The sequence below is a fragment of the Catellatospora sp. NPDC049111 genome (assembly GCF_040648615.1).
GTDB classification, from domain to species: domain Bacteria; phylum Actinomycetota; class Actinomycetes; order Mycobacteriales; family Micromonosporaceae; genus Catellatospora; species Catellatospora aurea.
In genome coordinates this window covers 270,570-294,227 of the sequence record NZ_JBEZEB010000003.1, presented here as the reverse complement: position 1 = coordinate 294,227, position 23,658 = coordinate 270,570, and the positions used below count along the sequence as shown (strand labels likewise).

At 70.2% G+C, this 23,658-nt stretch carries 26 protein-coding genes and 1 tRNA gene; 10 read left to right on the top strand and 17 right to left on the bottom strand.

Annotated elements, in window-relative coordinates; genetic code table 11:
• Positions 1 to 121: 121 nt before the first annotated feature.
• A complete protein-coding gene (gene dcd, locus AB0B66_RS06235; protein ID WP_360523686.1) occupies positions 122 to 700 on the bottom strand; it encodes a dCTP deaminase in 579 nt (192 codons plus the stop codon).
• Between the two features lie 175 nt (positions 701 to 875).
• Here dcd and AB0B66_RS06230 point away from each other — a divergent pair, with 175 nt between their 5' ends.
• Positions 876 to 1,382, top strand: a complete 507-nt coding sequence (locus tag AB0B66_RS06230; protein ID WP_360523683.1) for a pyridoxamine 5'-phosphate oxidase family protein — start codon at positions 876 to 878, stop codon at positions 1,380 to 1,382.
• A gap of 75 nt (positions 1,383 to 1,457) precedes the next feature.
• Positions 1,458 to 1,531: transfer RNA gene (locus AB0B66_RS06225), tRNA-Gly, on the top strand.
• Positions 1,532 to 1,627: 96 nt separating this feature from the next.
• Here the strand turns inward: AB0B66_RS06225 and AB0B66_RS06220 are convergent.
• On the bottom strand, positions 1,628 to 2,092 hold the full coding sequence (locus tag AB0B66_RS06220; protein WP_360523680.1) for an adenylyltransferase/cytidyltransferase family protein: 465 nt from the start codon (positions 2,090 to 2,092) through the stop codon (positions 1,628 to 1,630).
• A 194-nt stretch (positions 2,093 to 2,286) separates the two neighbouring features.
• Between AB0B66_RS06220 and AB0B66_RS06215 the strand changes: the two genes are divergently transcribed.
• Positions 2,287 to 2,607: a hypothetical protein gene (locus AB0B66_RS06215; protein ID WP_360523677.1), complete on the top strand. Its 321-nt coding sequence runs from the start codon at positions 2,287 to 2,289 to the stop codon at positions 2,605 to 2,607.
• A gap of 128 nt (positions 2,608 to 2,735) precedes the next feature.
• A complete protein-coding gene (locus AB0B66_RS06210; protein WP_360523674.1) occupies positions 2,736 to 3,143 on the top strand; it encodes a hypothetical protein in 408 nt (135 codons plus the stop codon).
• A gap of 17 nt (positions 3,144 to 3,160) precedes the next feature.
• Here the strand turns inward: AB0B66_RS06210 and AB0B66_RS06205 are convergent, their stop codons facing one another.
• From AB0B66_RS06205 to AB0B66_RS06170, 8 genes are all read right to left on the bottom strand, one after another.
• Positions 3,161 to 3,832 (bottom strand): DNA alkylation repair protein, encoded by a 672-nt coding sequence (locus AB0B66_RS06205; RefSeq protein ID WP_360523671.1) that lies wholly within the window; start codon positions 3,830 to 3,832, stop codon positions 3,161 to 3,163.
• A gap of 114 nt (positions 3,833 to 3,946) precedes the next feature.
• A complete protein-coding gene (locus AB0B66_RS06200) occupies positions 3,947 to 4,294 on the bottom strand; it encodes a hypothetical protein (RefSeq protein ID WP_360523668.1) in 348 nt (115 codons plus the stop codon).
• Between the two features lie 44 nt (positions 4,295 to 4,338).
• Positions 4,339 to 4,812, bottom strand: a complete 474-nt coding sequence (locus AB0B66_RS06195) for a hypothetical protein (RefSeq protein WP_360523665.1) — start codon at positions 4,810 to 4,812, stop codon at positions 4,339 to 4,341.
• 201 nt (positions 4,813 to 5,013) lie between these two features.
• Positions 5,014 to 5,802, bottom strand: a complete 789-nt coding sequence (locus AB0B66_RS06190; RefSeq protein ID WP_360523662.1) for a polysaccharide deacetylase family protein — start codon at positions 5,800 to 5,802, stop codon at positions 5,014 to 5,016.
• Between the two features lie 136 nt (positions 5,803 to 5,938).
• The gene (locus tag AB0B66_RS06185; RefSeq protein ID WP_360523659.1) at positions 5,939 to 6,376 is read right to left on the bottom strand and encodes a thioesterase family protein; all 438 of its coding nucleotides are present in this window, start codon (positions 6,374 to 6,376) and stop codon (positions 5,939 to 5,941) included.
• Positions 6,377 to 6,386: 10 nt separating this feature from the next.
• The gene (locus tag AB0B66_RS06180; protein WP_360523656.1) at positions 6,387 to 7,016 is read right to left on the bottom strand and encodes a TetR/AcrR family transcriptional regulator; all 630 of its coding nucleotides are present in this window, start codon (positions 7,014 to 7,016) and stop codon (positions 6,387 to 6,389) included.
• 150 nt (positions 7,017 to 7,166) lie between these two features.
• Entirely contained in the window at positions 7,167 to 8,069 is a 903-nt protein-coding gene (locus AB0B66_RS06175) for a hypothetical protein (protein WP_360523653.1), read from the bottom strand.
• 22 nt (positions 8,070 to 8,091) lie between these two features.
• Entirely contained in the window at positions 8,092 to 9,129 is a 1,038-nt protein-coding gene (locus tag AB0B66_RS06170; RefSeq protein WP_360523650.1) for an SPFH domain-containing protein, read from the bottom strand.
• A gap of 96 nt (positions 9,130 to 9,225) precedes the next feature.
• Between AB0B66_RS06170 and AB0B66_RS06165 the strand changes: the two genes are divergently transcribed.
• The gene (locus tag AB0B66_RS06165; protein WP_360523647.1) at positions 9,226 to 9,903 is read left to right on the top strand and encodes an NUDIX domain-containing protein; all 678 of its coding nucleotides are present in this window, start codon (positions 9,226 to 9,228) and stop codon (positions 9,901 to 9,903) included.
• Positions 9,904 to 10,027: 124 nt separating this feature from the next.
• On the opposite strand, the gene AB0B66_RS06160 is transcribed toward AB0B66_RS06165, so the two are convergent.
• Both AB0B66_RS06160 and AB0B66_RS06155 read right to left on the bottom strand, forming a co-directional pair.
• On the bottom strand, positions 10,028 to 10,954 hold the full coding sequence (locus AB0B66_RS06160) for an NlpC/P60 family protein (RefSeq protein WP_360523644.1): 927 nt from the start codon (positions 10,952 to 10,954) through the stop codon (positions 10,028 to 10,030).
• 149 nt (positions 10,955 to 11,103) lie between these two features.
• A complete protein-coding gene (locus AB0B66_RS06155) occupies positions 11,104 to 11,931 on the bottom strand; it encodes a LamG-like jellyroll fold domain-containing protein (protein ID WP_360523641.1) in 828 nt (275 codons plus the stop codon).
• Between the two features lie 183 nt (positions 11,932 to 12,114).
• On the opposite strand from AB0B66_RS06155, the gene AB0B66_RS06150 reads away from it, so the two are divergent.
• A complete protein-coding gene (locus AB0B66_RS06150; RefSeq protein ID WP_360523638.1) occupies positions 12,115 to 14,088 on the top strand; it encodes a peptidoglycan recognition family protein in 1,974 nt (657 codons plus the stop codon).
• A gap of 63 nt (positions 14,089 to 14,151) precedes the next feature.
• On the opposite strand, the gene AB0B66_RS06145 is transcribed toward AB0B66_RS06150, so the two are convergent.
• The 5 genes from AB0B66_RS06145 to AB0B66_RS06125 form a co-directional block, all read right to left on the bottom strand.
• Entirely contained in the window at positions 14,152 to 15,144 is a 993-nt protein-coding gene (locus AB0B66_RS06145) for an NlpC/P60 family protein (RefSeq protein WP_360523635.1), read from the bottom strand.
• Between the two features lie 278 nt (positions 15,145 to 15,422).
• Positions 15,423 to 16,433, bottom strand: coding sequence for a hemolysin family protein (locus tag AB0B66_RS06140; RefSeq protein WP_360523632.1), 1,011 nt, complete (start codon positions 16,431 to 16,433; stop codon positions 15,423 to 15,425).
• The gene (locus tag AB0B66_RS06135) at positions 16,426 to 17,730 is read right to left on the bottom strand and encodes a hemolysin family protein (RefSeq protein ID WP_360523629.1); all 1,305 of its coding nucleotides are present in this window, start codon (positions 17,728 to 17,730) and stop codon (positions 16,426 to 16,428) included. The genes AB0B66_RS06140 and AB0B66_RS06135 overlap by 8 nt, the downstream gene beginning before the upstream one ends.
• 184 nt (positions 17,731 to 17,914) lie before the next feature.
• Positions 17,915 to 20,071, bottom strand: a complete 2,157-nt coding sequence (locus AB0B66_RS06130) for a (Fe-S)-binding protein (protein ID WP_360523627.1) — start codon at positions 20,069 to 20,071, stop codon at positions 17,915 to 17,917.
• Between the two features lie 224 nt (positions 20,072 to 20,295).
• A complete protein-coding gene (locus AB0B66_RS06125; protein ID WP_360523624.1) occupies positions 20,296 to 20,559 on the bottom strand; it encodes a cell division protein CrgA in 264 nt (87 codons plus the stop codon).
• Between the two features lie 115 nt (positions 20,560 to 20,674).
• Here AB0B66_RS06125 and AB0B66_RS06120 point away from each other — a divergent pair, with 115 nt between their 5' ends.
• The 4 genes from AB0B66_RS06120 to AB0B66_RS06105 are packed head-to-tail and all read left to right on the top strand — an operon-like array spanning position 20,675 to position 23,633.
• On the top strand, positions 20,675 to 21,478 hold the full coding sequence (locus tag AB0B66_RS06120) for a DUF881 domain-containing protein (RefSeq protein ID WP_360523621.1): 804 nt from the start codon (positions 20,675 to 20,677) through the stop codon (positions 21,476 to 21,478).
• 18 nt (positions 21,479 to 21,496) lie between these two features.
• Positions 21,497 to 22,693 (top strand): class E sortase, encoded by a 1,197-nt coding sequence (locus tag AB0B66_RS06115; RefSeq protein WP_360523618.1) that lies wholly within the window; start codon positions 21,497 to 21,499, stop codon positions 22,691 to 22,693.
• On the top strand, positions 22,693 to 22,980 hold the full coding sequence (locus AB0B66_RS06110; protein WP_360523615.1) for a hypothetical protein: 288 nt from the start codon (positions 22,693 to 22,695) through the stop codon (positions 22,978 to 22,980). The genes AB0B66_RS06115 and AB0B66_RS06110 overlap by 1 nt, the downstream gene beginning before the upstream one ends.
• 5 nt (positions 22,981 to 22,985) lie before the next feature.
• Complete coding sequence (locus AB0B66_RS06105; RefSeq protein WP_360523612.1) at positions 22,986 to 23,633, top strand: aminodeoxychorismate/anthranilate synthase component II; 648 nt, start codon at positions 22,986 to 22,988, stop codon at positions 23,631 to 23,633.
• Positions 23,634 to 23,658 lie beyond the last annotated feature (25 nt).

Genomic DNA, 23,658 nt, shown 5'->3' with positions numbered 1-23,658 from the left:
GCGGACCGCATTCTGTACGGTCGGACGAGACGCTCTTTCACGATTTTTCAGAAACTGTTTGGCCGGTTTTGGAAACAGGCAGCTTGCACCGGATCTCCGTCGAACGGAGGCGCGACGGCCCTCAGGCGGTCGGCCAGGTGCGCCAGTTGAGATACGAGCGCGACGCCGTCGGGCCGCGCTGGCCCTGATACCGCGAGCCGTTCACGCTGGAGCCGTACGGGTGCTCGGCCTCCGACGACAGCCGCAGCACGCACAGCTGGCCGATCTTCATCCCCGGCCAGAGCCGGATCGGCAGCGTCGCCACGTTGGACAGCTCCAGCGTCACGTGGCCGGAGAAGCCCGGGTCGATGAAGCCGGCCGTCGAGTGCGTCAGCAGGCCCAGCCGGCCCAGGCTCGACTTGCCCTCCAGCCGCGCCGCGAGCTGGTTGCCGAGGGTGACCACCTCAAGCGTGGAGGCGAGCACGAACTCGCCCGGGTGCAGCACGAACGGCTGCCCGTCCTGCACCTCGACCAGCGTCGTCAGCTCGTCCTGCCGCTCGGCCGGGTCGATGTGCGTGTAAAGGTGGTTGTTGAACACCCGGAACAGGCGGTCCAGCCGGACGTCGATGCTCGACGGCTGCACCAGGCTCGGCTCGAACGGCTCCAGCTGCAGCTGGCCGGACTTGATCTCGGCCACGAGGTCCCGGTCGGAAAGCAACACGCAGGGAGCCTACCGTCCTCGGCTTGCCCCTTCGCCGCCGCGGCCCACCCGAACGGCCGGAATTCTGCACTCCCGCGCAGGCCACAAGGGCTTCTTCGGACATCGATCACCCGATAGGGGACGCACCGCGTGTCTCGATGGCGGACTAGAACATGTGTTCGATAAAGTCCACCCCATGGCAACCTGGACCGAATTCGCCGCCGCCACACCGTGGCTGGCCTCGTCGATCCGTGCCCTGCTGCACCAGTACGGGCCGGGCATGGGCTACCTGGCGACCGTACGGGCCGACGGCGGGCCACGGGTGCACCCCGTCTCCCCCATCGTCACCGACGAGGGTCTCTACTGCTTCGTGATCGACTCACCGAAGCGGCGCGACCTCGAACGCGACGGGCGCTACGCCCTGCACGCCTTCCCCGCCGAGGACAGCGACGTCGAGGCGTACGTCAGCGGCCGTGCCCACCCCGTCACGAGCATCGCCACCGTCGAGCACCTCGCCCGCCGGCACCGGGCCGCGCCCACCCTCGACTGGCGGCTCTACGAGCTCACCGTCGAGTCGGCGCTGCTGCACCGGCACGAGGCGGGGGCATACCCGAGCACGTGGCGCGACCCGGCGGCGGGCAGGAACGGGCCGGCGCACGAACGCCGGCCCCGCAAACCGTTCCTGCAGCTCGTGGCCGCGTAAGCGAACGCCGTGGCGAACTGCCGCGGTTACCTACGTGCACGCGACCCGTGACGTCAGGTACAGTGGTGGCCGCTCGCGGGTGTAGTTCAATGGCAGAACATCAGCTTCCCAAGCTGACAGTGAGGGTTCGATTCCCTTCACCCGCTCCACGCGAAAAGCCCAGGTCGGAAGCAATTCCGACCTGGGCTTTCGTTTACCCCAGCGTCCGCGATGATCCATCGGGCCGTCCACGGGCCACCGACTCATCACGGCTCCGACGCCGCACCTCGCGAGGCGGCCGCGTCGAGCACCCGCTGGATCAGCTGGGTAGTCGAGATTCCTTCCGTACGCCGAACGTAGGTGAGTTTGCCGGCGGCTGCAGCGGGTCCGTATACGAACTCGGCCGCCTCGGGCGACAAGTCGTCGCCGTGTACCACGGTGGTGATCCCGTGCTCGGCAAGAAACCCTTCGGTCACCTGGAACGGGGCGTCCTCGATGACCTCATCGACGTACCTGCACGACTCGATCACGGCGACACGCTCGGCAAGGGTCATGACGGGACGACGCTTGTAGGAGGCTGCGGTGTCGTCCGACAGCACGCCGACGACGAGCCAGTCACCATGGCGGCGCGCCTCCCGGAGGAGCGAGACGTGGCCCGCGTGGAACAGGTCTCCCACCATGTCGACGTAGACCCGCGATATGCCGGCCGAACGCACGTCTGGGTTCTCCACACCAATTCACCTTCTCCTTCTCCCACACCAGTCGCGGTCGCTTGCCGTTCTACCGGACGAAACCTGCGAGGAGCGTGCATCGGCAGATCCGTGCGCCCGCCGAGGGAAGCCACGCTGATCCAGCTCCATGGCGAGCGACAGATCTGGCGGCTTACTCACAGACTCGACCTGGGCCACCGGACGATACTGGCCCTGTGCTTACCGACAAAGGATTCGACGTCGCCGCGTCGATGCTCACTGGTCGGCTGGAGGAAGGCGCATCGCTCGACGATGTGATCACCTTCCTGCGCGACGAGGGTTTCGGACAGATCGACTCGATGAAGTTGCTCACGCATACGGCCGGCCTCAGCCTGGCCGAGGCAAAGCAGGCGATCGACGCCAGTCCAGCGTGGCAGGACCGGCGCGAGTCGAACGAAGCCCTCCGCCGTGATCTTTGGGAGGCAGCTCAGGCGGTGGTGGACACCACGGATCATGCCGCCACAGCCGAGCCATCCACGGGCCATCAGCCGACGTGAAAGAGAGGTCGTCCAGGCCATCGAGACATCCGAGGTGATCGACCATGCCCGTCCCGTGGCGTGACAGCGCGGACGCGTTCGCCGAGGTCTTGCGGCGGCACCGCGTCGAGCCCGCGGCGGTTGCGGACGTGGCGGCCGCCTGGCAGGCGTTCACGGAGTTCTTGCAGATCGAAGTGAGCGGAACCGACGCCGACGGCGATGCCGATGGCTTCATCGTTCAGTGGGGCCGCGACCAGTGGACCGACAACCTGCCGATGCTGAGCTTCACTCGACAGCTCGCGGCCGCCACCGACGGCGACCCGTACCCGATGTACTGGCAGCTCAGCCTGGAGATGTGCTTCGGCGACCATGCCGAGCTGGCCGGTGTGGAGGCGCTGAACACCCGGAACACCGGCTTCAGCTTCAGCGTCGTCGGGCCGGACCGGCTTGCCGATCTTGCTGAGGCGCGGGCCGAAGCCGACCAGTACCGACAACTGCGGGCCATGTGGCGGATGAGACCCGTCAGCAGCAGGCTGACCTTCGAAGCGGTCTGCTGATCTGCTCTCGCGGCCGGTTACCTGTCCTGCTGCCGACGCACCATCTCGGTGATCCAGATGGGGGCGAATGGGGACGTGCAGTTCGGCGGGGTCGGGTAGTCCTTGAGGACTTCCAGCCGCTCGCCGATGTCGAGGGCGCGGGCGCGGAGTTCCGGGTGCTCGATCCCTATCTGGGCCAGGCAGTGGTTCATCGCCCACTGCAGGCGGTCCGGGGCGTCCTTCATCTCCGCCTCGATGGTGTCGAGCAGCCCGCCGAGGTCGAGACCCTCGGGCTTCTTCGCCACGCGTTCGGTGGTCAATGCCCAGCCGGCGCTGGCGACCACGGGATCCGGGTCGGCGAACCACGCGATCCGCAGCACTTCGGCGTTCGGGTTCTTCTTCACCACGTAGTTCACGAGCCAGTCGTGCACCTTCGGCGTGCGGGCATCGCGCAGCATGGCGTCCAGGTCGGCACGCTCGAACGCCTTCGGGCGGCAGATCAGCAGCGCCAGCAGCCGCGCCGCGGTGTCGCCGGTGTCCCAGAGCCGCCGGGCGAGTTCCTGCTGCGTCTTCAGCCGCTTCGCGACCTCGCGCAGGTTGCCGAGGTTCACCCCGTGATCGTCGCCGTGCTTCTCATTCACCTGGCGGACCTTGGGGTCCTCCAGCGCAGCCAGCTCGGCCATCACCTCGGCCACCGTCGTCTCGGCCACCTCAGCCTCCTCTCCGCCACGGACGTGTCCCAGGCTACGAGGAAATCATGGTCCACCAGGTGGTCGGCAAGCGCATGGGGCAGGCTGCCGCATTCGTCCTCTGGCCGGGGCGGGTCAGCCGCCTGCCGGTGTGGAGTTGTCGTGGCAGTAGGGCGTGGTGGGCACCCCGGGTGGCGCGGTGTCCGTGAGGAAGCCGAGCGCGAACATCGCCACGAGGGTGACCATGCCGAGGATCGCGCCGAGCGCGAAGTTGCGGGACTTCGCCGAGTCGGTCGTGAAGAACGTGGACACGGCACCCATGAACAGGATGGCGCAGGGAACCACGCCGAGGCATGCGGCGCTGAGGTACCACGCCCGTGCGCAGTTGCCGAACTGTGCGGGTTGCAGCAGGAACATCAGTACGGCCGGTGACAGTCCGACCAGGACACCCATACCTCTGCGCAGCCATTTCGACGCCCCCATTGCGGGGACGCTACGACATTTCGGCGCACGCGTGGGGGCGGCCGTCAGGCTGCGGACGCCTCCAGGGCCGCCCTGATCCGGTGGAACTCCGCCTCGATCTGGGCGGCGAGCTTCTTGTAGGTGAACACCACGACCCCGACGACGGTGTCCGTGGCCCAGGCGCACACCGGGAAGGCGGCCCCACCGCCGTCGGCCAGGCCGCACTCCATCTCGGCGGCCGGACCGACCGCCTCGACCTTGACGGTCGAGCCCATGGTCAGCCCGGGATTGCGCCGGTCGGGGACGGGGCGCAGCGATTCGAGCGCCGTGACGAGGGCCGCCTGCCGGTCCGCGACCTGCGTCGCCACCACCCCGGCCAGCACGATGTCCTTGCCGCCAGGGTCCTTGTACGAAGCCCCTACGGCCGACTCGCCCTCCGGGAAGGCGTACACGAGCACGGCTTGCAAGTCCTTGCCCCAGTCGTCCTTGTCGGGGACGATCATCATCCGCTTGCCGTCCAGGTCGAGGGGCAGTGCCACGTGCCGGGCGGACGGCGAGGGGGAGGCCGTGACCGGCGGTTCTGCCACTGACGGCGAGCAACCGGCACCCAGGGCAACGATCGCGCTGACGGCTGCGGCGCATACGCCGGTCCGGAGAATGGCGCGGGTCATGGCTGCTCCGATCACGAGAGGTGGCCGGAGCGTACGGGAGATCGATCGCCGATGTGCTCCCCGCCCGGCTCAGCCTGCGAGCACCTCGGACAGGGTGGCCGGTTTGAGGCCGCGCTCGGCGAGTCCCTTGAGGATGTGCGGCAGGGCCTCGTCGGTGAACTGGGCGTTGGCCTCGGTGACGTGCAGGATGATCACGGAACCGGGCTTGACCTTCTTGAGCACCGCGTTCACGATCGGCCGCCAGTCGGTGGCGAACGGGTCGCCGCTGACGACGTCGCCGTCGACGACGGTCAGGCCGAGCGAGGACATGGCGCGCAGCGCCGCCCGGTCGTGGCACAGGCCGGGGAAGCGGAAGTAGCGGGTCTGGCGCCCGCCGTACCGCTCGATGATTTTGAAGGTCTTCGCGACGTCCTCGGTCATCGCGGCAGCGGGGATGCGCGGCAGGGTGTAGCAGTCGGCGGTGAATGCCTGGTGGCCGTAGGTGTGGTTGGCCAGTTCGAAGCGAGGGTTGCCGGCGAGGCGCTCGGTCAGCGCGGGGTAACGCTGCACCCACTTGCCGGTCAGGAAGAAGGTGGCCGGGATCTTGTCGTGCTCCAGCATCTCGATGATCCGGACGTTGGCGTACGACTTGACGCGGCCGCTCTTGAGCTGGGCCAGCATGCTGTCGGTCATGTCCGCGTCGAAGGTGAGCGCGACAAGGTTGCCGGTGCGCGGCCCGTGGTTCACCACCGGCGGCAGCAGGCCGGGCTTGGTCTGGCCGGGCCGCCCCGGCCGGGCGCTCGGCGACGCGGACGGGCTTGGCGTCGGCGAGGGCGCGGCGGCGGACGGCGAGGCGGCGCTGCTGGCGGAAGCGGCCACGAAGGTCGGTATATCCGCTTCTGCGCCGCATGCGGCCAGTAGGAAGACTGCAGCAAGCAGCGTAGGTACAGCCGAGGGGAGGCGCACGCGGCAATGATCGCAGCAAGCGGGCCACCCGCGCCGCCCCTCCCGGAACTCAGCGCAGCAGGCTGCTCGCGATCTCGCGGCCCTGCGGGGTCCACGGCGCGGGGCGGCCGGTGCGGTCCATCTTGACCATGACCCGGCGACCGTCGGCGAAGACGGTGCCGCCGTCCTCGGACAGGAAACGGAAGCCGTAGACGGCGCTGGTCTCGCCCATGCTGTCCAGCCAGAAGTGCACCAGGATCGGGCCGGTGCCGCGGACCGGAGCGTGGTAGGTGATGGTGAACTCACGCACCGCGGCGATCATGTCAGGGCTGCTCGGCGCGCCGTCGCGGAAGCCGTAGCCGTGCTCGGCCCAGAACTCCGACATGGCCCGCTCCAGGATCAGGGCGTAGCGGGCGTTGTGCATGATGCCGACGATGTCGAGGTCGTCGATGTGGACGACGGCCCGGCGGACCGTGCCGGTGGTGGTGTCGAGCGTGGCGGTGGTCATCTCGGGCCTTTCAGTCGTACGGCAGCAGGTCGGGGTCGGTGGCGAGGCCGCGCAGGCGGGCGAGCACGGCCTGGCGGGCGTCGTCGGGGCTGCGCTCCAGCAGGCGCGAGTGCAGCAGCGCGGCGACACCGGCCGCGTCGACCTCGAAGGCCAGCCGCCGGGGCACCGTGTCGGCAGGCAGTTCGCCCAGCTCGACGGCCTCGGTGACGAGGCGCTCCAGCAGCGTGATCCACTCCGCGAGCACCGCGGCGAGCCGATCGGGCACGACGCCCGTGCGGCCGGTCGACTCGAACTCGGCGATGGCGAAGAAGCAGCCGCCGGGGAGCACCCGCTCGCTGTAGAAGGCCAGGCGTGACTCGTGCAGCGCGAACAGGCGGCGCAGGCCGCGAGGCCGGTCCAGGGCTGGGCCGACGACGCGGCGGGCCCACTGGTCGCGGGCGTGTTCGATCGCGGCGAGCTGCAGTTCCTCCTTGGAGGACCAGTGCGCGAAGAGCCCTGACTTGCTGACGTGCAACCGGTCGGCGAGCTGGCCCAGGGACAGGCCGTCGAGCCCTGCCTCGCTGGCCAGCGCCACGGCGGCGTCGAGCACCGCGGTGCGGGTGCGCTCGCCGCGGGCCAGCCGCCCGTCCGTTCCGGTCATGGAGCCAGGCTATTAAGAAGACCGATCGGTCGTACGGTTTTGTGAGGCGACTCACGGAGTTCGTGCACGTCGCCGCAGCTCAGACAGGCCTCGATGAAAGGAAGGGCACCTTCTACAACGCGGAGCGTTGTGAAGGTGCCCTTCCTTTCCTCAAGGGACGACGAGGGTGAGGTGGCGGGTGCCGGTGGCGATGGTGATGCGCTGGCCCCAGGCAAGTACGAGGTGGTCCGATTCGACGCCGTCGGCGAAGGCGACCAGGCGCTCGCTCTCGCTGGTCAGGGTGAGGCGCTGGCCGGAGCCGACGCGGCCGGCGGTGAGGCGTGCGCCGGTGGCGGGCGAGGGCCAGGCTTCGCGGACGAACCAGCACAGCTCGGACGCGTCCGGGCCGGGCAGAGTGTTCGCCAGGTCACGCATCAGGGCCACCGACGCGCACCAGCCGGTGGCGCCCGTGCCGGTGCCGACCAGCACGCCTGACGACGAGTGCCGTTCCTGCTCGCCCTGCGGCGTGGTGAGCAGGTAGCGGGAGGACTGGTGGGTCTGGTGACCGACGTAGATCTCGTTGAGGCCGGCGAGCTGCTGGCCGTCGTCGAGTGTGGCCACGGCCATCGCGCGCGACTGCGTGGCGGCGCGGCCGGCGAGGACCGCAGGCAGCAGGCCTGCCACGTCGCGGGCGGCGAACCGGGCCAGCACGCCGGGGTTGCGTTCGGGCTCGGGGTTGACGCCGAGCACCGGCTGCCCGGCGAGGTACTTCGCCGCGTTCGCGACCAGCCCGTCCTGCCCGACGGTGACCACGATGTCCTCCGGCGCGAACAGGAAGCGGGACAGGTCGTCGCGGTGCACCTGCCCGCGCCGCCAGTCCGCCGGCAGGGCGGCGCTGACCGCGGCCAGCGCCGCCTCCTGCGCGGCGTGCCGCGCCTCCACCTCGGCGATCTCCCTCCCCCGTTCCTTCAGGAAGTACGCCGCGGCGGCGCGCGTGCCGTGCCGACCCAGCAGCTCGTCGAGCTCACTGCGCCGGGAGACCACCACGACCCGTGGAGCCAGCGTCGCGCTCATGCCTCCTCCTCGCTCCGCTCGCTCAGCGGTCCGACGAGCCCGCGCCGAAGCGCGAGAGCAGGCCGGTAATGACGTCGGGCGTGACGGTGAGCTGGCCGATCTCCGGGAGCTGCCCGGCCAGCTCCCGAAGCGCAAGGCCCTGCAGCACCGCCGGCGGCAGGTCCCGGTAGGCCGCGAGCTTGGCGGCCTCGGCCTCGCCCTGGGCGACGCCGAGTGCTCGCACACCCGCGGCCTTGGCCTCGGCGAGCAGCTGCTCCTTCTCCGCCTCGGCGGCATTGAGCAGCTTCTCCCGCTCGGCCTTGCCCTGTGCCTCGACGAGCTGGGCGGCGGCGACGAGCTCGGCCTTGCGGCGGGTGTTCGCGCCGTTCTGCTCGACGAGCTGCTGCTCGCGCCGAGCCAGCTCGATCTTGTTCTGGAGTTCGTTCTCGGCGATGCCGCGCTCCTGCTCGACGGCCTGCGCCCGACGGGCGAAGGTGGCCCGGTCGGCCTCCACCTGCACCGCCTCCCGGGTCGGGGTCTGCAGCGCGCGCTCCAACTCCGGCTCCGGCCGGATCGCCACCACGCGGGCGCTGACCACCTGGACGCCCAGATCGGTCAGGCGCGGCTCGGCGCCCAGCGCGGCCGACACTGCCTCGCGCACCGCGGCGACCTCGCTCAGTGCCTCGGCCAGCGGCAGCCGGGTCAGCAGGTCCAGCGCGGGCTGCTGGGCCAGTTCGGCCAGCAGGGTGGCGATCTGGTCGAGCGGCCGGGCCCGCGCGGTGCCGAGGTAGGGGTCGATCGAGAAGTCCAGCCGGCCGACGGCGACGGCGGGGTCGGCCACCCGGTAGGTCACCGTGGCCTGCACGGTGACGTCGGTGAAGTCGCTGGTGCGGGCGTGGAACAGCAGCGGCAGCTCGCGGTCGTCGACCGGCACCTCGCTGAGCACGGCGGTCAGCGGCCGGTACCAGAAGGCCAGGCCGATGCCCTCCCGCTTGGCCCGGCCGCGGACGCTGTGGCGCACCCAGTTCGTCGGCGTGCTGCGCAGGTGGCGCAGGAAGAAGCGCTTGGACACGTCAGCCATCGTGATCGTTCTCCTTAGGAGGATTCCCCGGTCCCTTTTTCGTCATGATGACGATAAGCTTCGTGATACATTCTCGTCAAGGTGGTGATAAATCAGATGGCCGACTATCCAGCGTTCTCCGTCACAGCCGATCTGGTGGTGCTGACGGTGCAGGACAACGAGATGCGGGTCCTGCTGGTGCGCCGGGGCATCGAGCCCTATCGGGGGCAGTGGGCGCTGCCCGGCGGTTTCGTGCTGCCCGACGAGGACCTCGACGCGGCCGCCGCCCGCGAGCTGCGAGAGGAGACCGGGCTGACCGCGCCGGTGGGCCACCTGGAGCAGCTGGCCAGTTACGGCGCGCCCGGACGGGACCCGCGCGGCCGGGTGGTGACGGTGGCTTACCTGGCACTGCTGCCGCACCTGCCGGCCCCGGTCGCGGGCAGCGACGCGGAGGGCGCGGCCTGGACGGCGCTACCGGTCCCGGAGCTGGCGTTCGATCACGCGCGCATCCTGGCCGACGGAGTGGAGCGCGCCCGCGCCAAGCTGGAATACTCCCCGCTGGCGACGGCGTTCTGCCCGCCCGAGTTCACCATCAGCGAGCTGCGCGAGGTCTACGAGACGGTCTGGGGCGCCCGGCTCGACCCCCGCAACTTCCACCGCAAAGTGACCAGCACCCCCGGCTTCATCGAGCCCGTGGGCCGCAGCATCGCCGCCGAACGCGGCCGCCCCGCCCAACTCTTCCGCCGCGGCCCCGCCCGCCTCCTCCACCCGCCCATGCTCCGCCCCACCCCCTGACCCCCGCCGCCTGCCGCCCCGCCTGCACAACTCTTAAAAAGTCGCGGCCTCAGAGGGCGTCTGAGGCCGCGACTTTCTAAGAGTTGTGCGTGAGGCCGGGCCGGAGGGCCGGGCGGGAGGTGGGTCAGGAGGGGCGGCCGAAGCTGTGGATGGGGGCGGCGTCCATGCGGCGCATGGCGATGGGTTTGCCGGTCTGGGAGGCGTGGACGATCCAGCCGTTGCCGGCGTACATGCCGACGTGGTGCAGGTCGCTGTAGTAGAAGACCAGGTCGCCGGGTTTGAGGTCGGCGCGGCTGACGGACTTCACGGCGGCGCGCTGGGATCGGGCGTTGTGCGGCAGAGAGACCCCCGCCTGGGCCCACGCGGCCTTGGTCAGGCCGGAGCAGTCGAAGGTGCTCGGGCCGTCGTCGCCCCAGCCGTACATCTTGCCGATCTGGCGGCAGGCGAACTGGACCGCCTTGCCGGCCGGGCCGCCGGGGTACGCCGTCGGGCAGGGCACGGGGGCGAGCTCGCCGGTGCCGGCACCGCTGCCGTACGCCTGGAGCCGCAGCTTGTTCAGCTTCGTGATCTCGGCCTCGATGGCCTTGGTCCGCGTCCCCTGCTCCGCCTCGGTCTTGGCGAGCTGGGCGATGGTCTCGTCGAGCGGCTGCTTCACCGCGTCCAATGCCGCCTTGGCGGTGAGGGTGTCGGCGATGCGCGCCTTCTTGTCGTGGGCGAGCTGGTCGAGCACGACGAGCCGCTTCGCCATGACACTGGCGTCACCGCTGCTGAGAAACGCGTTGACCTGGGCCAGGGTGCCGCCGCGGTAGAGCTGGTCGGCCAGCACGCCGATGCGCGTCCGAGTGGCCTGCACCTGCAGCTCCAGGGGCGCGAGCTGCGCCTCCAGTTCGGCGGCCTTCTTGCGCTGCTTGGCCAGCTTCGCCTTGGTGGCGTTGTGCTCCTCGATGACCGGTTCGAGCTTGGCCCACTGCTCGTCGATCTGCTTCTCGATCTCGGCGGGGGTCGGTGCCGCGTGGGCCTGTGCCGCTGGCGCGAGCAGGCCCAGCAGCACGACGCCGACCGTCAGCAGGCCGCGGCGTATTCGTGGTGCGCTGGGAAGCCCCGCGTGGGGCCGATTATGGCTACACACGGGGATTCACGTTAGGCAAGACCGTTACAAGAACGCAATTCCGTCGATGTCGTCGCGTGTCACCAGGGCGTCTATCCGATCGCGACGAACAGGTCGTCGAGCGTGCCGTGGAACTGGTCGTTGTTCGGGGCGACACCCTTGCCGCCGATACGCAGCGGGGCGTCGTTGGAGATGTTCAGGTCGGCCGGGATGGCGGCCTCGCCCTGCGCCACGCCGTCCACGGTGATGCGCAGGACTGCCCCGTCACGTGCGCATTCGACGGTGTGCCAGCTCCCGTCGGCGATCCCCTGCGTCGCCTGCGCGACGTGGATGACGTTCTTGCCGTTCTGCGGGCCGGCCACGACGCAGGAGGGCATGCCCTTGGCACCGTCGACCTGGAGCTTGAACTGCGTGCCGAACTGCGAGTAGCCCTTCTGCAGCACGTTCGCGCCCTTGGCCGTCTCCTCGGGGGCCATCAGCACCGCCGCGCCCCAGCGGAACGCCCGCAGGCCGGGGTTGAGCGCCGGGTTCGCGCCGGCGTCGAGGATCGCGCGGGGGCACTGCTTGTCGTCCTTGCTCGCGCACGGGCCGGGGAAACGCACCGCGAAGTCGCCGTCGCGCGGCACGAGGGAGACGTCGCCGCCGGTCTGGCTCTCCTCGCGCACGGCGAGGGTCCCGGCGTCCGAGCCGACCACGCGTGCCTGCTCCAGGCCGTTCGCGAAGTCGAACACCACGCCCTCGCCGATGGTCTGCGCGGACGGGCTCGGCGCGGGCGCACTAGGGCTGGGCACCGCGGACGGCGACGCCGGGGTCGCGGTCGGAGGCTCGGGCTCGTCGCCGGTCAGTTGCACCACCAGGACCGTGGCGACCACGGCCAGTAGCACCAGTCCGGCAATGATCGCGGGCCATTTGAATCGCATTCGCTCATATTTACCAGAGCGGCGTCATCCCCGGACACCCGGTGAACAGCCGTAGCACCTGGCGGAACGGCCCACCCGAGCGATGAAGGATAGTTTCATATCAGCAACGCGTATCGGTAACTATTGACTAACCGTACGGCCGAGGGCAGGGTGACCGCATCGGACACTCGAAGGGAGCCGTACGTGTCACCCCGAATCCCCCTGCGCCGGCTGGCGCTGCTCACCGCGGTGGGTCTGGGGCTCGGCGCCGGCGTAACGCCGGTGGCCGCCCAGGCCGAGTCGCCACCCACCCGGCAGGACGACTACCTGGCGGCCGCCCAGGAATACGGCGTACCCGTGGACGTGCTGCTCGGCGTCTCCTATCTGGAGTCCCGCTGGGACGCCAACGCGGGCACGCCCAGCACCTCCGGCGGCTACGGCCCGATGCACCTCACCGACGCGGCGTACGTCGCCGCGCTGGCTCCGGCCGCCGAGCCGGAGTCGGAGCCCGCCCCCGAGGAGGACTCCCGGGGTGACGACAGCCGCCCGAAGGCGGTCGGCCACCCCGACGGCACCCCGGCTCCGGCCGAGGCAGCGCTGCGCACCCTGCCGGCCGCGGCGGAGCTGACCGGCCTGTCCGCCGAGACGCTGCGGACCGACCCGGTCGCGAACATCCGCGGCGGAGCCGCGCTGCTGGCCTCGTACCAGCAGCAGCTGAACGCGCCGCAGGGCGCGGACACCGACCCGGCGGCCTGGTACGGCGCGGTCGCCCGCTACTCCGGAGCGGACACCGAGCAGGCCGCGGCCGCGTTCGCCGACGAGGTGTACGCGACGCTGCGCGACGGTGTCGCCCGCACCACCGACGAGGGCCACGCCCTCAGCCTGACCCCCCGGTCGGTGACCCCGGTCAAGGACTGGCTGATCCGGCTCGGCCTGCGCAAGCTGGCCCGCCCCGACGGCATCGAGTGCCCGATCGACATCTCGTGCGAGTCGCTGCCCGCGCCGTACGAGGCGTTCGGCGACGGCGACTACGGCAACCACGACCTGGGCAACCGGCCGCAGTCGCAGCGCATCGAGTACATCGTCATCCACGACACCGAGGCGAGTTGGGCCACGACCCTGAAGCTGGTCGCCGACCCGACCTACGTCAGCTGGCACTACTCGCTGCGCTCGGTCGACGGGCACATCGCCCAGCACGTGAAGGCCAAGGACGTCGGCTGGCACGCGGGCAACTGGTACGTCAACGCCAAGTCCATCGGCCTGGAGCACGAAGGCTTCGCGGCGCAGGGCGGCTGGTACACCGAGGCGCTCTACCGCACCTCGGCGAAGCTGGTGCGGCACCTGGCGCTGCGGCTGGGCATCCCGCTGGACCGCAAGCACATCATCGGACACGACAACGTGCCCGGCACCATCACCTCCACGGTCGCCGGCATGCACTGGGACCCGGGCCCGTACTGGGACTGGTCGCACTACTTCGACCTGCTCAAGGCCCCGTTCCGCGGGCTGCCGGAGCCGCTGGCGGGCCACGCCGGGCTGGTCACCGTCAACCCCGACTTCGCCACCAACAAGCCCGCGTTCACCGGCTGCACCGGCGCGGCGAGCAACCCGTGCCCGCTGCGCTCCAGCTCGTCGGTCATCCTGCGCAGCGCGCCCGACCTGAGCGCCCCGCTGGTCCGCGACCCGGGCCGGTGCGGCACCAAGGCGAGCACCATGGTGGTCAGCGACCACTGCGCACGGGCCTCGGCGGGCCAGACGTACGCCGTCGCCGAGCGCACCGCCGAGTGGACCGCGATCTGGTACCTCGGCCAGAAGGCCTGGTTCCGCAACGCCGACGCGGGACCGCTGTGGAACGTGGGGTTCGTCGTCGAGCCGAAGCCGGGCCTGGCGAGCATCCCGGTGTTCGGCCGGGCCTACCCGGAGGCGGCGGCCTACCCGGCCGGTGTGCCGGTGCAGGCGGTCAGCCCGCTGGCCCAGTACACGATCACGGCCGGGCAGCGGTACGCGGCCGGGCCGGTGCTCACCGGCGAGTACTACCGCGCTGCCACGTTCGACGGATCCGGTCCCGGTGACCGCACCGTCATCCGGGGCGAGCAGCAGTACGTGCAGATCCAGTTCGGCCAGCGCATCGCGTACGTGCTGCGCGCCGACGTGGTGCTGAAGCCGGCCGTGTCGTTCTGACCCGTCCGACGCAACACGAAGGGCTCCCCACATTTGCGGGGAGCCCTTCGTCGTGCTGAGAGGTCAGTAGGCCCGGCGGTAGCCGGCGACCGGCATGACGTCGATGTACTGCATCCGCACCACGTCGCCGGTGTGCGGCGCGTGCACCATCACCCGGCGACCGTTGACCGTGCCGACGTACATGCCGACGTGGTGCAGGTCGCCGTAGAAGAAGACCAGGTCGCCGACCGCGGGCGTGGACACCTTCGTGGTCTCGCCCCACTGGTCCTTGGTGTAGTGGGTGAGGCTGACGCCCGCCTTGGCGTACGCCCACTGGGTCAGGCCGGAGCAGTCGAAGCTGCTCGGACCGGCCGCGCCCCACACGTACGGCTTGCTGATCTGCTTGCAGGCCCACGCGGCGGCGGTCTGGCCCTTGCCGGAGCCCATCTGCGCCGGGCAGGCCGCGCCGATCTTCAGCGAGCCGCCCGAGCCGCCGGTGCCGTAAGCCTGCGTCCGCAGCTTCTGCAGGCGGCTCATCTCGCCCTCGATGACCTTCTTCTTCGCGGCCAGGTCGGCGTCCTTGAGCTTGGTGTCCGCGATGGCCTTGTCCAGCGTCGCCTTCTCGCCGTCGTACTTGGCCTTCGCCTCGGAGGTCGCCGAGATCTGCTCCTGCTTACCGTGCGCGATCTGCTGCAGCATCATCAACTGGTCGGCGAACTGCTTCGGCGAGCCGCTGCTCAGCAGCGCGTTCACCTCGGCGTTGCGGCCGCCCTTGTAGTACTCGGCGGCGATGACGCCGACCCGGGTCCGGGTCACCTCGACGGTCAGCCGCAGCGGCTGGAGCTTCGTCTCCAGGCCGGCGGCCTTCTTCTGCAGCTTGACCAGCTCGCTGTGGACCTTGTTGTAGTCCTCGACCAGCGGCTCGAGCTTCTCCCACGTCTTGGCGATCTCGGCCTCGATCTCGCTGATCGACGGCTCGGCGTGTGCGGGCAGGGCCGGCGCGACGCCGACGAGCATGGCTGCGACCAGCACAAGCGCACGGGTGAGCGTGCGCGACGCGGTACGGAGGGGGGTCACCGGAGCTCCTTTTCCGCCGACCGCGACCGGTGGAACAGGGGGTGAACCCGGGCGCGGTGTCCAGGGCGGGGTCGCGAGGGGTCACAACCCGGCGTACGCACCAGACGGTCACCAACCCTAGAAAAGAAGGTGAGCCGGTTTCAAGCCGGAAGCGAGACAACTTCGCTGAGCTGCCCTGATGTCACTCAGCGTGCCCCGGAGAGGGCGATTCGCGCCGCCGCCGACAGCCGCGCTGACCTGCGCAGGTGTCGGCGGCGGTCACGCAGCGTCAGGAGGCGTCATACCGCCGGGGCCATGATGGCGTTGAGCACATCGTCGAGCGTCACCACACCCACCGGCAGCTGGCCTTCGCTCACCAGCACGATGTGCCGCCGCTCGCGGCGCATCGACAGCAGCAGCTCGGCCAGCGAACGGTCCGGCGGCACGACCGCCAGCGGCCGGACCAGCCCGCCCGGGATCGGCTCGCGGCGGCTCGCGCCTTCCAGCCCGATCACGTCCTTGATGTGCACGAAGCCCAGCACCCGCCGGGTGCCCCGGGCCACCACCGGGAACCGGGACCGGCCGGTGCGCGTCGCCAGCACCTCCAACGTGGCCGGGGAGGTGTCGTCGGTGACGATGGTGACCGCCGACCACGGCCGCAGCGCGTCCGCGGCGGTGCGCTGGTGCAGCGCCAGCGCGCCCGCGATCCGGGCATGCTGCTCCGGGTCCAACAGCCCCTCGGTGTGCGCCTGCTGCACGAGCCCCGCCAGTTCCTCGGCGGTGAACACGGTCTTCACCGCGTCCGCGGCCTCGACCCGCCACAGCCGCAGCACCTTGCGCGACGCCCACTTCATCGCCACCAGCAGCGGCTTGGTGGCGATGCAGAACGCCAGCATCGGCGGGCCCAGCCAGAGCACACTCGCCTCCGGCCCGGCCAGCGTGATGTTCTTCGGCACCATCTCGCCGATCACGGTGTGCAGGAAGACCACGATGAGCAGCGCCAGCACGAACGCGATCGGGTGCTGCATGTTCTGCGGCAGGTTGAGCGCGTGGAACAGCGGTTCGATGAAGTGCGCCAGCGCGGGCTCCGCGATCGCGCCCAGCGCCAGCGAGCACAGCGTGATGCCCAGCTGCGCGCCCGCGATCATCAGCGGGATCTGGTTCATCGCGGACAACGCCCAGGCCGCGGGCCGCGAGTGCTGCGCCTTCGGCTCGATGACGGTACGCCGGGAGGCGATCAGCGCGAACTCCGCGCCGACGAAGAACGCGTTGCCCAGCAGCAGCGCCGCGGTGATCAGCAGTTCACTCATCGTCGTCGCCCGCCAGCTGGACCAGCCGCACCTGCTCCACCCGGTGCCGGTCCATCTCCACCACGGTGAACTCCCAGTCGTTGGCGACCAGGGCGTCGCCGACCACCGGGATCCGGCCCAGTTCCGCCATCAGGTATCCGCCCAGCGTCTCGTACGGGCCCTCGGGCAGCCGGAACCCGGTCTGCTCGTCCAACTCGTCCTCGCGCAGCATGCCGTCGACCAGCCAGGTGCGCACCCCGCCCGGCACGGTCACCTCGATCGAGCCCGACTCCTCCTCCTCGGCGGTGTCGTGCTCGTCGGCGATCTCGCCGACCAGCTCCTCGACCAGGTCCTCGATGGTGACGACACCATCGGTGCCGCCGTACTCGTCCACCACGATGGCGAAGTCGGAGCGGCTCTCCCGCAGCGCGGCGACCACCTTGTCCAGGTCGAGCGAGGCCGGGACCAGCACCGGTTCGCGGGCCACCGCGGCGACCGTGGTCAGCGAGCGGCGGGCCGGCGGCACCGCGAGCGCGTCGTTGACCGATACCACGCCGGTGACCGTGTCCAGCGTCTGCTCGTACACCGGGAAGCGGCTGTGGCCGGTCTCCCGGGCCGCCTCGAACAGCTCCGCGACGGTCGCCGAGCCGGCCAGCCCCACCACGTCGATACGCGGGGTCATGGCCTCGGCCGCGTGCTTGTCGCCGAAGCGCACCGTGCGCTGCAGCAGCAGGGCGGTCTCCGACGGCAGCGCGCCGGCCTGTGCCGAGATCGCGGCCAGCAGGCCCAGCTCCTCGGGCGAGCGGGCGCTGGCCAGCTCCTCCTGCGGCTCGATGCCCATCCGGCGGACCAGCCAGTTGGCGGTGCCGTTCAGCGCGAAGATCAGCGGTTTGAAGATCCGAGAGAAGATCCGCATCGGTCCAGCCGTACGCAGCGCCACCGGCATCGGGCGGGACAGTGCCGCGTTCTTCGGCACCAGCTCGCCGAACAGCATCGAGAACAGCGTCGCGATGGCCAGCGAGATCACGTGGCTCAGCCCGGGAGGCGCGCCCAGCGGCTCGACCAGCGGGCGCAGCGCCGGCTCGGCGAGGTAACCGGTGAGCAGCGCGGTCAGCGTGATGCCCAGCTGCGCGCCGGAGAGCTGGAAGGACAGCTCGCGCAACGCGCGGCGGACCGTGCGGGCGTGGCGCTCGCCGCGGTCGGCCCGCGTGTCGATCTCCGCCCGGTCAACCGTGACCAGCGCGAACTCAGCCGCCACGAAGAATGCCGTGCCGACCGTGAGCAGCACGAAGAACAGGATGGGCAGGATTGCCGACAACGCGTCGATGACGAGATCACCTCGCGCCCGATTCTGCCAGAACCGGTCACGCCGCCTTCTGCCACCGGCGCGAGCCCACCCGCTTGGCGCAACTCTTAAAAAGTCGCGCCCTCAGACAAGTGCTGAGGGCGCGACTTTTTAAGAGTTGCGAAACCTGGGGCGCGCCCCGGCGGGTGGGCGGGGGTCAGGTGGTGGGCTTGACGGAGCGGAGCAGGACCGAGGCGACGTCGATGACCTCGACCTCTTCCTGGCCCTTGGAGCGCACGCCGTCGGTGATCATCGTGGAGCAGAACGGGCAGCCAACGGCGATGGTCTTCGCACCGGTGGCCAGGGCCTCCTCGGTGCGCTCGACGTTGATCCGCTTGCCGATGCGCTCCTCCATCCACATCCGCGCGCCACCGGCACCGCAGCAGAACGAGCGCTCCTCGCGCCGGCCCATCTCCAGGATGCCGGTGCCCGCAGTGGGGGCGGCTCCCGCACCGATGGCGGCGCCGAGCACCTCGCGCGGCGGGGTGAACACCCGGTTGTGGCGGCCCAGGTAGCACGGGTCGTGGTAGGTCAGCCCGCCGTCGACCGGCGCGACCGGGGTGAGCTTGCCGGTCTTGACCAGGTGCGCCAGCAGCTCGGTGTGGTGCACGACCTCGACCTCGAGCCCCAGTTCCTTGTACTCGTTGCCGATGGTGTTGAAGCAGTGCGGGCAGGTCGCGACGATCTTCAGCGCGCCCGATTCCTTGATCGTCTCGACGTTCTGCTGGGCGAGCATCTGGTAGACGAACTCGTTGCCGATGCGCCGCGCCGGGTCACCGGTGCAGGTCTCGTTGTTGCCGAGGATGGCGAAGGAGACCCCGGCCTCGTTGAGCAGCGTCGCGACGGCGCGGGTGGTCTTCTTGGCCTTGTCCTCGAACGCTCCGGCGCAGCCGACCCAGAACAGGTACTCGAACTCGTCGGTCTCGCCGACCCGGGGCACGGCGAAGTCCAGCCCCTTGGTCCAGTCCTCGCGGGTGTTGGGCGGCGCGCCCCAGGGGTTGCCCTTGTTCTCCAGGTTGCGCAGCATCGCGCCGGCCTCGGATGGGAACGACGACTCGATCATCACCTGGTAGCGGCGCATGTCGACGATGTGGTCGACGTGCTCGATGTCGACGGGGCACTGCTCGACGCACGCACCGCAGGTGGTGCAGGACCACAGCGCGTCGGGGTCGATGACGCCCAGCTCGGCCGCGCCGCCGATCAGCGGCCGCTCGGCCTCGGCCAGGGCGAGCACGTTGACGCCGGCGAGCTGCTCGGCGGTGCCCTTCTCCTCGCCGGACAGGTCCTTGCCGCCGCCGGCCAGCAGGTAGGGGGCCTTGGCGTAGGCGTGGTCGCGCAGCGACAGGACGATCAGCTTGGGAGACAGCGGCTTGCCGGTGTTCCAGGCCGGGCACTGCGACTGGCAGCGGCCGCACTCGGTGCAGGTGGAGAAGTCCAGCAGGCCCTTCCACCCGAAGTGCTCGACCTGGGAGACGCCGAAGGTGTCCTTCTCGGGGTCGGCCTCCTCCAGGTCGATCGGCGCGCCGTTGGAGGTCATCGGTTTGAGCGCGCCGAGGGCGGGCGCGCCGTCGGCGTTTCGCTTGAAGTAGATGTTGAAGAAGGCCAGGAAGCGGTGCCAGGCCACGCCCATGGTGGGGTTGAGGCCGATGGTGATCGCCCAGCCCATCGACACCAGGATCTTGATCAGAGCGGTGATCGTGATCGCGGTCAGCGAGGCGGGCAGGATCGCGCCGAGCGCGTGCGAGAACGGGGTGGCCCACACCGGGTGGTGGAACAGCCCGGACGACACCTTGAAGCCGCGGATTCCGAAGCCCAGCACCAGCACGGACAGGATGACGTACTCGACGAAGAAGGCCTGCCACATCGTCGAGCCGGCGAAGCGGGAGTTCGAGGTGCGCGACGGCAGCTGGCGCAGGCGGATCACGATCAGCACGATGATCGCCGGGATGCCGAGGATGCCGATCCACTCGGTCACGAACGCGAACACGTCCCAGCCGCCGAGGATCGGCAGCTCCCACTCGGGGTTGACGACCTCGAAGTAGGCGCCGGCGACCAGCGTCGACAGCACGATGAAGCCGATCATCACCAGCCAGTGCGCCGCGCCGACCACGGACCACTTGAACATCTTCGTGTGGCCGAAGGTCTCGGTCAGCATGGTCTTCCACCGGGCTGCCCGCTGCCCCGAGCGCGTGGGATCGGGCTGGCCGAGCCGGATGACGGCGAGCATCTGCCGCACCGCCCGTACGACCAGCGCCACCGCGACCGCGGTCACGGCCACCGCGATGACCGTACTGACGATCTGAACGCCGCCCATACCCACGCCTCCCTGCGTCGGAACAGCCCTGTGTATAAACCCCACCGCAGCCTACGCCCTAGTTACCGTTCAGTAATGTGAGGGTTGGCACAGCGCTGCCCTCACCCTAGGCCAGCGGCAGGTCACCGGTGTCGCGGACAGCTCCGGACAGCATCCGGGGTCACGGCCTCCACGCAGGAGGCCGCGACCCCGGATCGCGAGCTATCGTGGTCGGCTGCGGAAGCTCAGCGCCACTTCGAGAGGAGGCCGAGCGCGCCGACCATGGCGCCGAAGCCGACGGCGAGGTTCCAGTACCCCCAGCCCGCCACCGGGTACAGCGTTTCGGACAGGTAGTACACAACCAGCCAGGCGATGCCGAACACGATCAGACTGACCGCGGTGATCGGCAGCCAGATCGGACTCGGCTTCTTGTCCGTGGCGGTCGACGAGGGCAGCACGTCGGTGGGCGGCGTGTAGATCTTCTTCTTGCGGACCTGCGACTTCGGCACGGTTGTCTCCTGGAGGGGCCCTGCCCACACCGGTCGATGACCTAGGGCATGGGCCTGAATAATGTTCGACAGATAGCGTAGTCAGATCGTCGCGTTTTGGCACGGAGGGGGAGTGGTGGAATACACATCCGGCACCTCGTCATGGCGGAAAGCCGTGCTCCGGGTCGGGCGCGCGTTCAATCCCCTGCCCGGCCATCGCCGCAGCGGGTGGACCCTCGGCGTGCCGCTGATCGCCGCCACCGCAGGCCTGCTGTTCACTGTGAGCGCGACCACCTCCCAGGGAACCACGCTACGCGAGGACAACAGCGTTCGGCTGGATCAACTGGTGGGAAAGAAGGAAGCCGAGGTCGGCACGTACGTCCGCGATGTGAACCAGCTGCGCGCCGACATCGACGCGCTGGCCGGCGCGCAGGCCGGCGGCGACGGCCCGCTCTCGGCCGAACGCACCCGCGGCGAGGGTTACCTCAGCGACGCCGGGCTGACCGCGATGCACGGCACTGGTCTGACCGTTCGCATGGACGACGCGCCGCCCGGCGGCAACGGCCTGTCCACCGGAGCCACGCAGGATGACCTGGTCGTGCACCAGCAAGATGTGCAGGCCGTGGTGAACGCGCTGTGGGCGGGCGGGGCCGAGGCCATGACAATCATGGGCGTACGGGTCGTCACGACCACCGCCGTGCAGTGCGTCGGCAACACCCTGCTGCTCGAAGGGCGGCGCTACTCCCCCGAGTTCGTGATCTCGGCGATCGGCGACCCGGCCAAGATGCAGGCCTCGCTCGACGCCGCCCTCGGCGTACAGGCCTTCCGGGACGCTGTACGCGCATACGGCCTGGGATATAGCGTCACCCGCGAGACCGACATCGTCGCTCCCGCGTACCAGGGATCGGTGCTGCTGCGCCATGCCTCGGTGCCGCGTTAGTAAGAGCCGGAGACACGGATGAGCAGGCATCGGGCAAACGAACCCGAGGACGACGAGACGACCACGTTCCCCCGCGTGGCCGACGCCGCGCCGGCGGCGGACGCCTCCTCCATCACCAGCGTGCTGCCGGTCTTCCCGGCGGACGCGACCACGGTGCTGCCGGTCATCACCTCCGCCACCGCGCCGCCGAACCAGGCCGCTCCGGTCAGCCCGGCAGCGCCGACCAGCCCCGCGGCCCCGGTCAGCCCGGCGACGCAGTTCGGCCAGGCGGCTGCGGACGAGACGACGCAGCTGCCCCGGATCACAGACCAGACCGTGCCGCCGCCCCGGGTCGCCCGGCCCGCGCCCGCCGTGGCGAGCGGTCGAGCCGTCGCCACCGACGAGACCGGTCTGCTGGGAGCGATCCCGCCCGCGCCGCCCTCGTCACCCTCGGACGACGCCAAGCCGTCGCCGCGGCCCCGCTGGAGCGGCGAGCCGCCACCGGCGCCGGTCAAGGCGATCCGGGCCGGGGAGAAGAACTACCGGAGCATCCACTCCGAGTACACCCGGACCACCGTGGGCTCGGTGATCCGGACGACGCTGCGCGGCACCGGCGAGCTCATGATCACGTTCGGCCTGGTCATCCTGCTGTTCGCCGCCTACGAGGTGTGGGGCAAGACGGCCATCGTCGACGCCCACCAGACCGAGCTGGAGCAGCAGCTGGACTGGGACGAGCCGGTCGTCGGCCCGACCCCGTCGGCGTCGGCGTCCCCGCTCGCGCCGCTGCCCGGCAACGCCGTGGCCAAGCTCTACCTGCCCACGCTGAAGAAGCACTGGGTGGTGGTGCAGGGCGTCACCCAGAAGGACATCCGGTTCGCCCCCGGCCACTACCCCAACAGCGCGATGCCGGGCCAGAAGGGCAACTTCTCGGTGGCCGGCCACCGCAACCGGGCCACCTTCTGGAACCTGGACCAGCTGAAGCCGGGCGACAAGATGGTCGTGGAGACGAAGACCACCTTCTATGTGTACGAGGTGGTCAAGCAGCGCATCGTGCTGCCGACCGCGGTGGAGGTGGTGCGCGCGGTGCCGCCGACCATGGAGGCCGGCAAGCTGATCACGCTGACCACCTGCAACCCGAAGCTCGACAACTACCAGCGGCTGATCATCCACGGCAAGCTCGTCGACGAGCAGCCGCGGTCCGAGGGCCGGCCGGTCGAGTTGGCGGGGATGTCCTGATGTACGCGTGGATCTGGCGCAAGCTGCCCTTCGGCCTCGGCGGCAAGCTGGGCGGCTCGCTGGTGCTGCTCGGCATCCTCGGCGCGCTGCTGTGGTACGTGATCTTCCCGTGGGCCGAGCCGCTGCTGCCCTTCGACGACGTCCAGGTCGGCGACCCCGACAGCGGATACACGCAGCTGGACGAGACGATCCCGGAGCCGTCGGGTTCGCCCTCCGGCGAGCCGGGCGACGGCCACGACATCCCGTACGACACCGGCGAGACCCCGGCGCCCAGCGCGAGCAGGTGAGGCCCATGCGCGTACTAGTGATCGACAACTACGACTCGTTTGTCTACAACCTGGTGCAGTACCTCGGCCAGCTCGGGGTGGACTGCGAGGTGCGGCGCAACGACGAGATCAGCGTCGCCGACGTCGGGCGGGTCGGGGCGGCCGGCGTGCTGCTCTCCCCCGGCCCGGGTGCGCCCGAGTCGGCCGGCATCTGCCTCGACGTGATCGCCGAGTACGCCGGGAAGATTCCGCTGTTCGGGGTGTGCCTGGGCCACCAGGCCATCGGGCAGGCCTTCGGCGGCACGGTGACCCGCGCCCCGGAGCTGCTGCACGGCAAGACGTCGCAGGTCACGCACACCGGTGCGGGCGTGCTGGCGGGCCTGCCGGACCCGTTCACGGCCACCCGGTACCACTCCCTGGCCGTGCTGGAGGAGACCCTGCCCGTCGAGATCGAGGTCACCGGGCGTACCGAATCGGGTGTCGTGATGGCGATGCGGCACCGCTCGCTGCCCATCGAGGGCGTGCAGTTCCATCCGGAGTCGGTGCTCACCCAGGGCGGCCACCTGATGCTCGCGAACTGGCTGGCCTCCTGCGGCCACCCGCAGGCCCTGGATCGCGCACCCGAACTGGCCGAAGAGGTCGAGCAGCGCCGCCTGGCCGCCTTCCCTGCCTGAGGCCTACCCAGACAGCAAAAAGCCC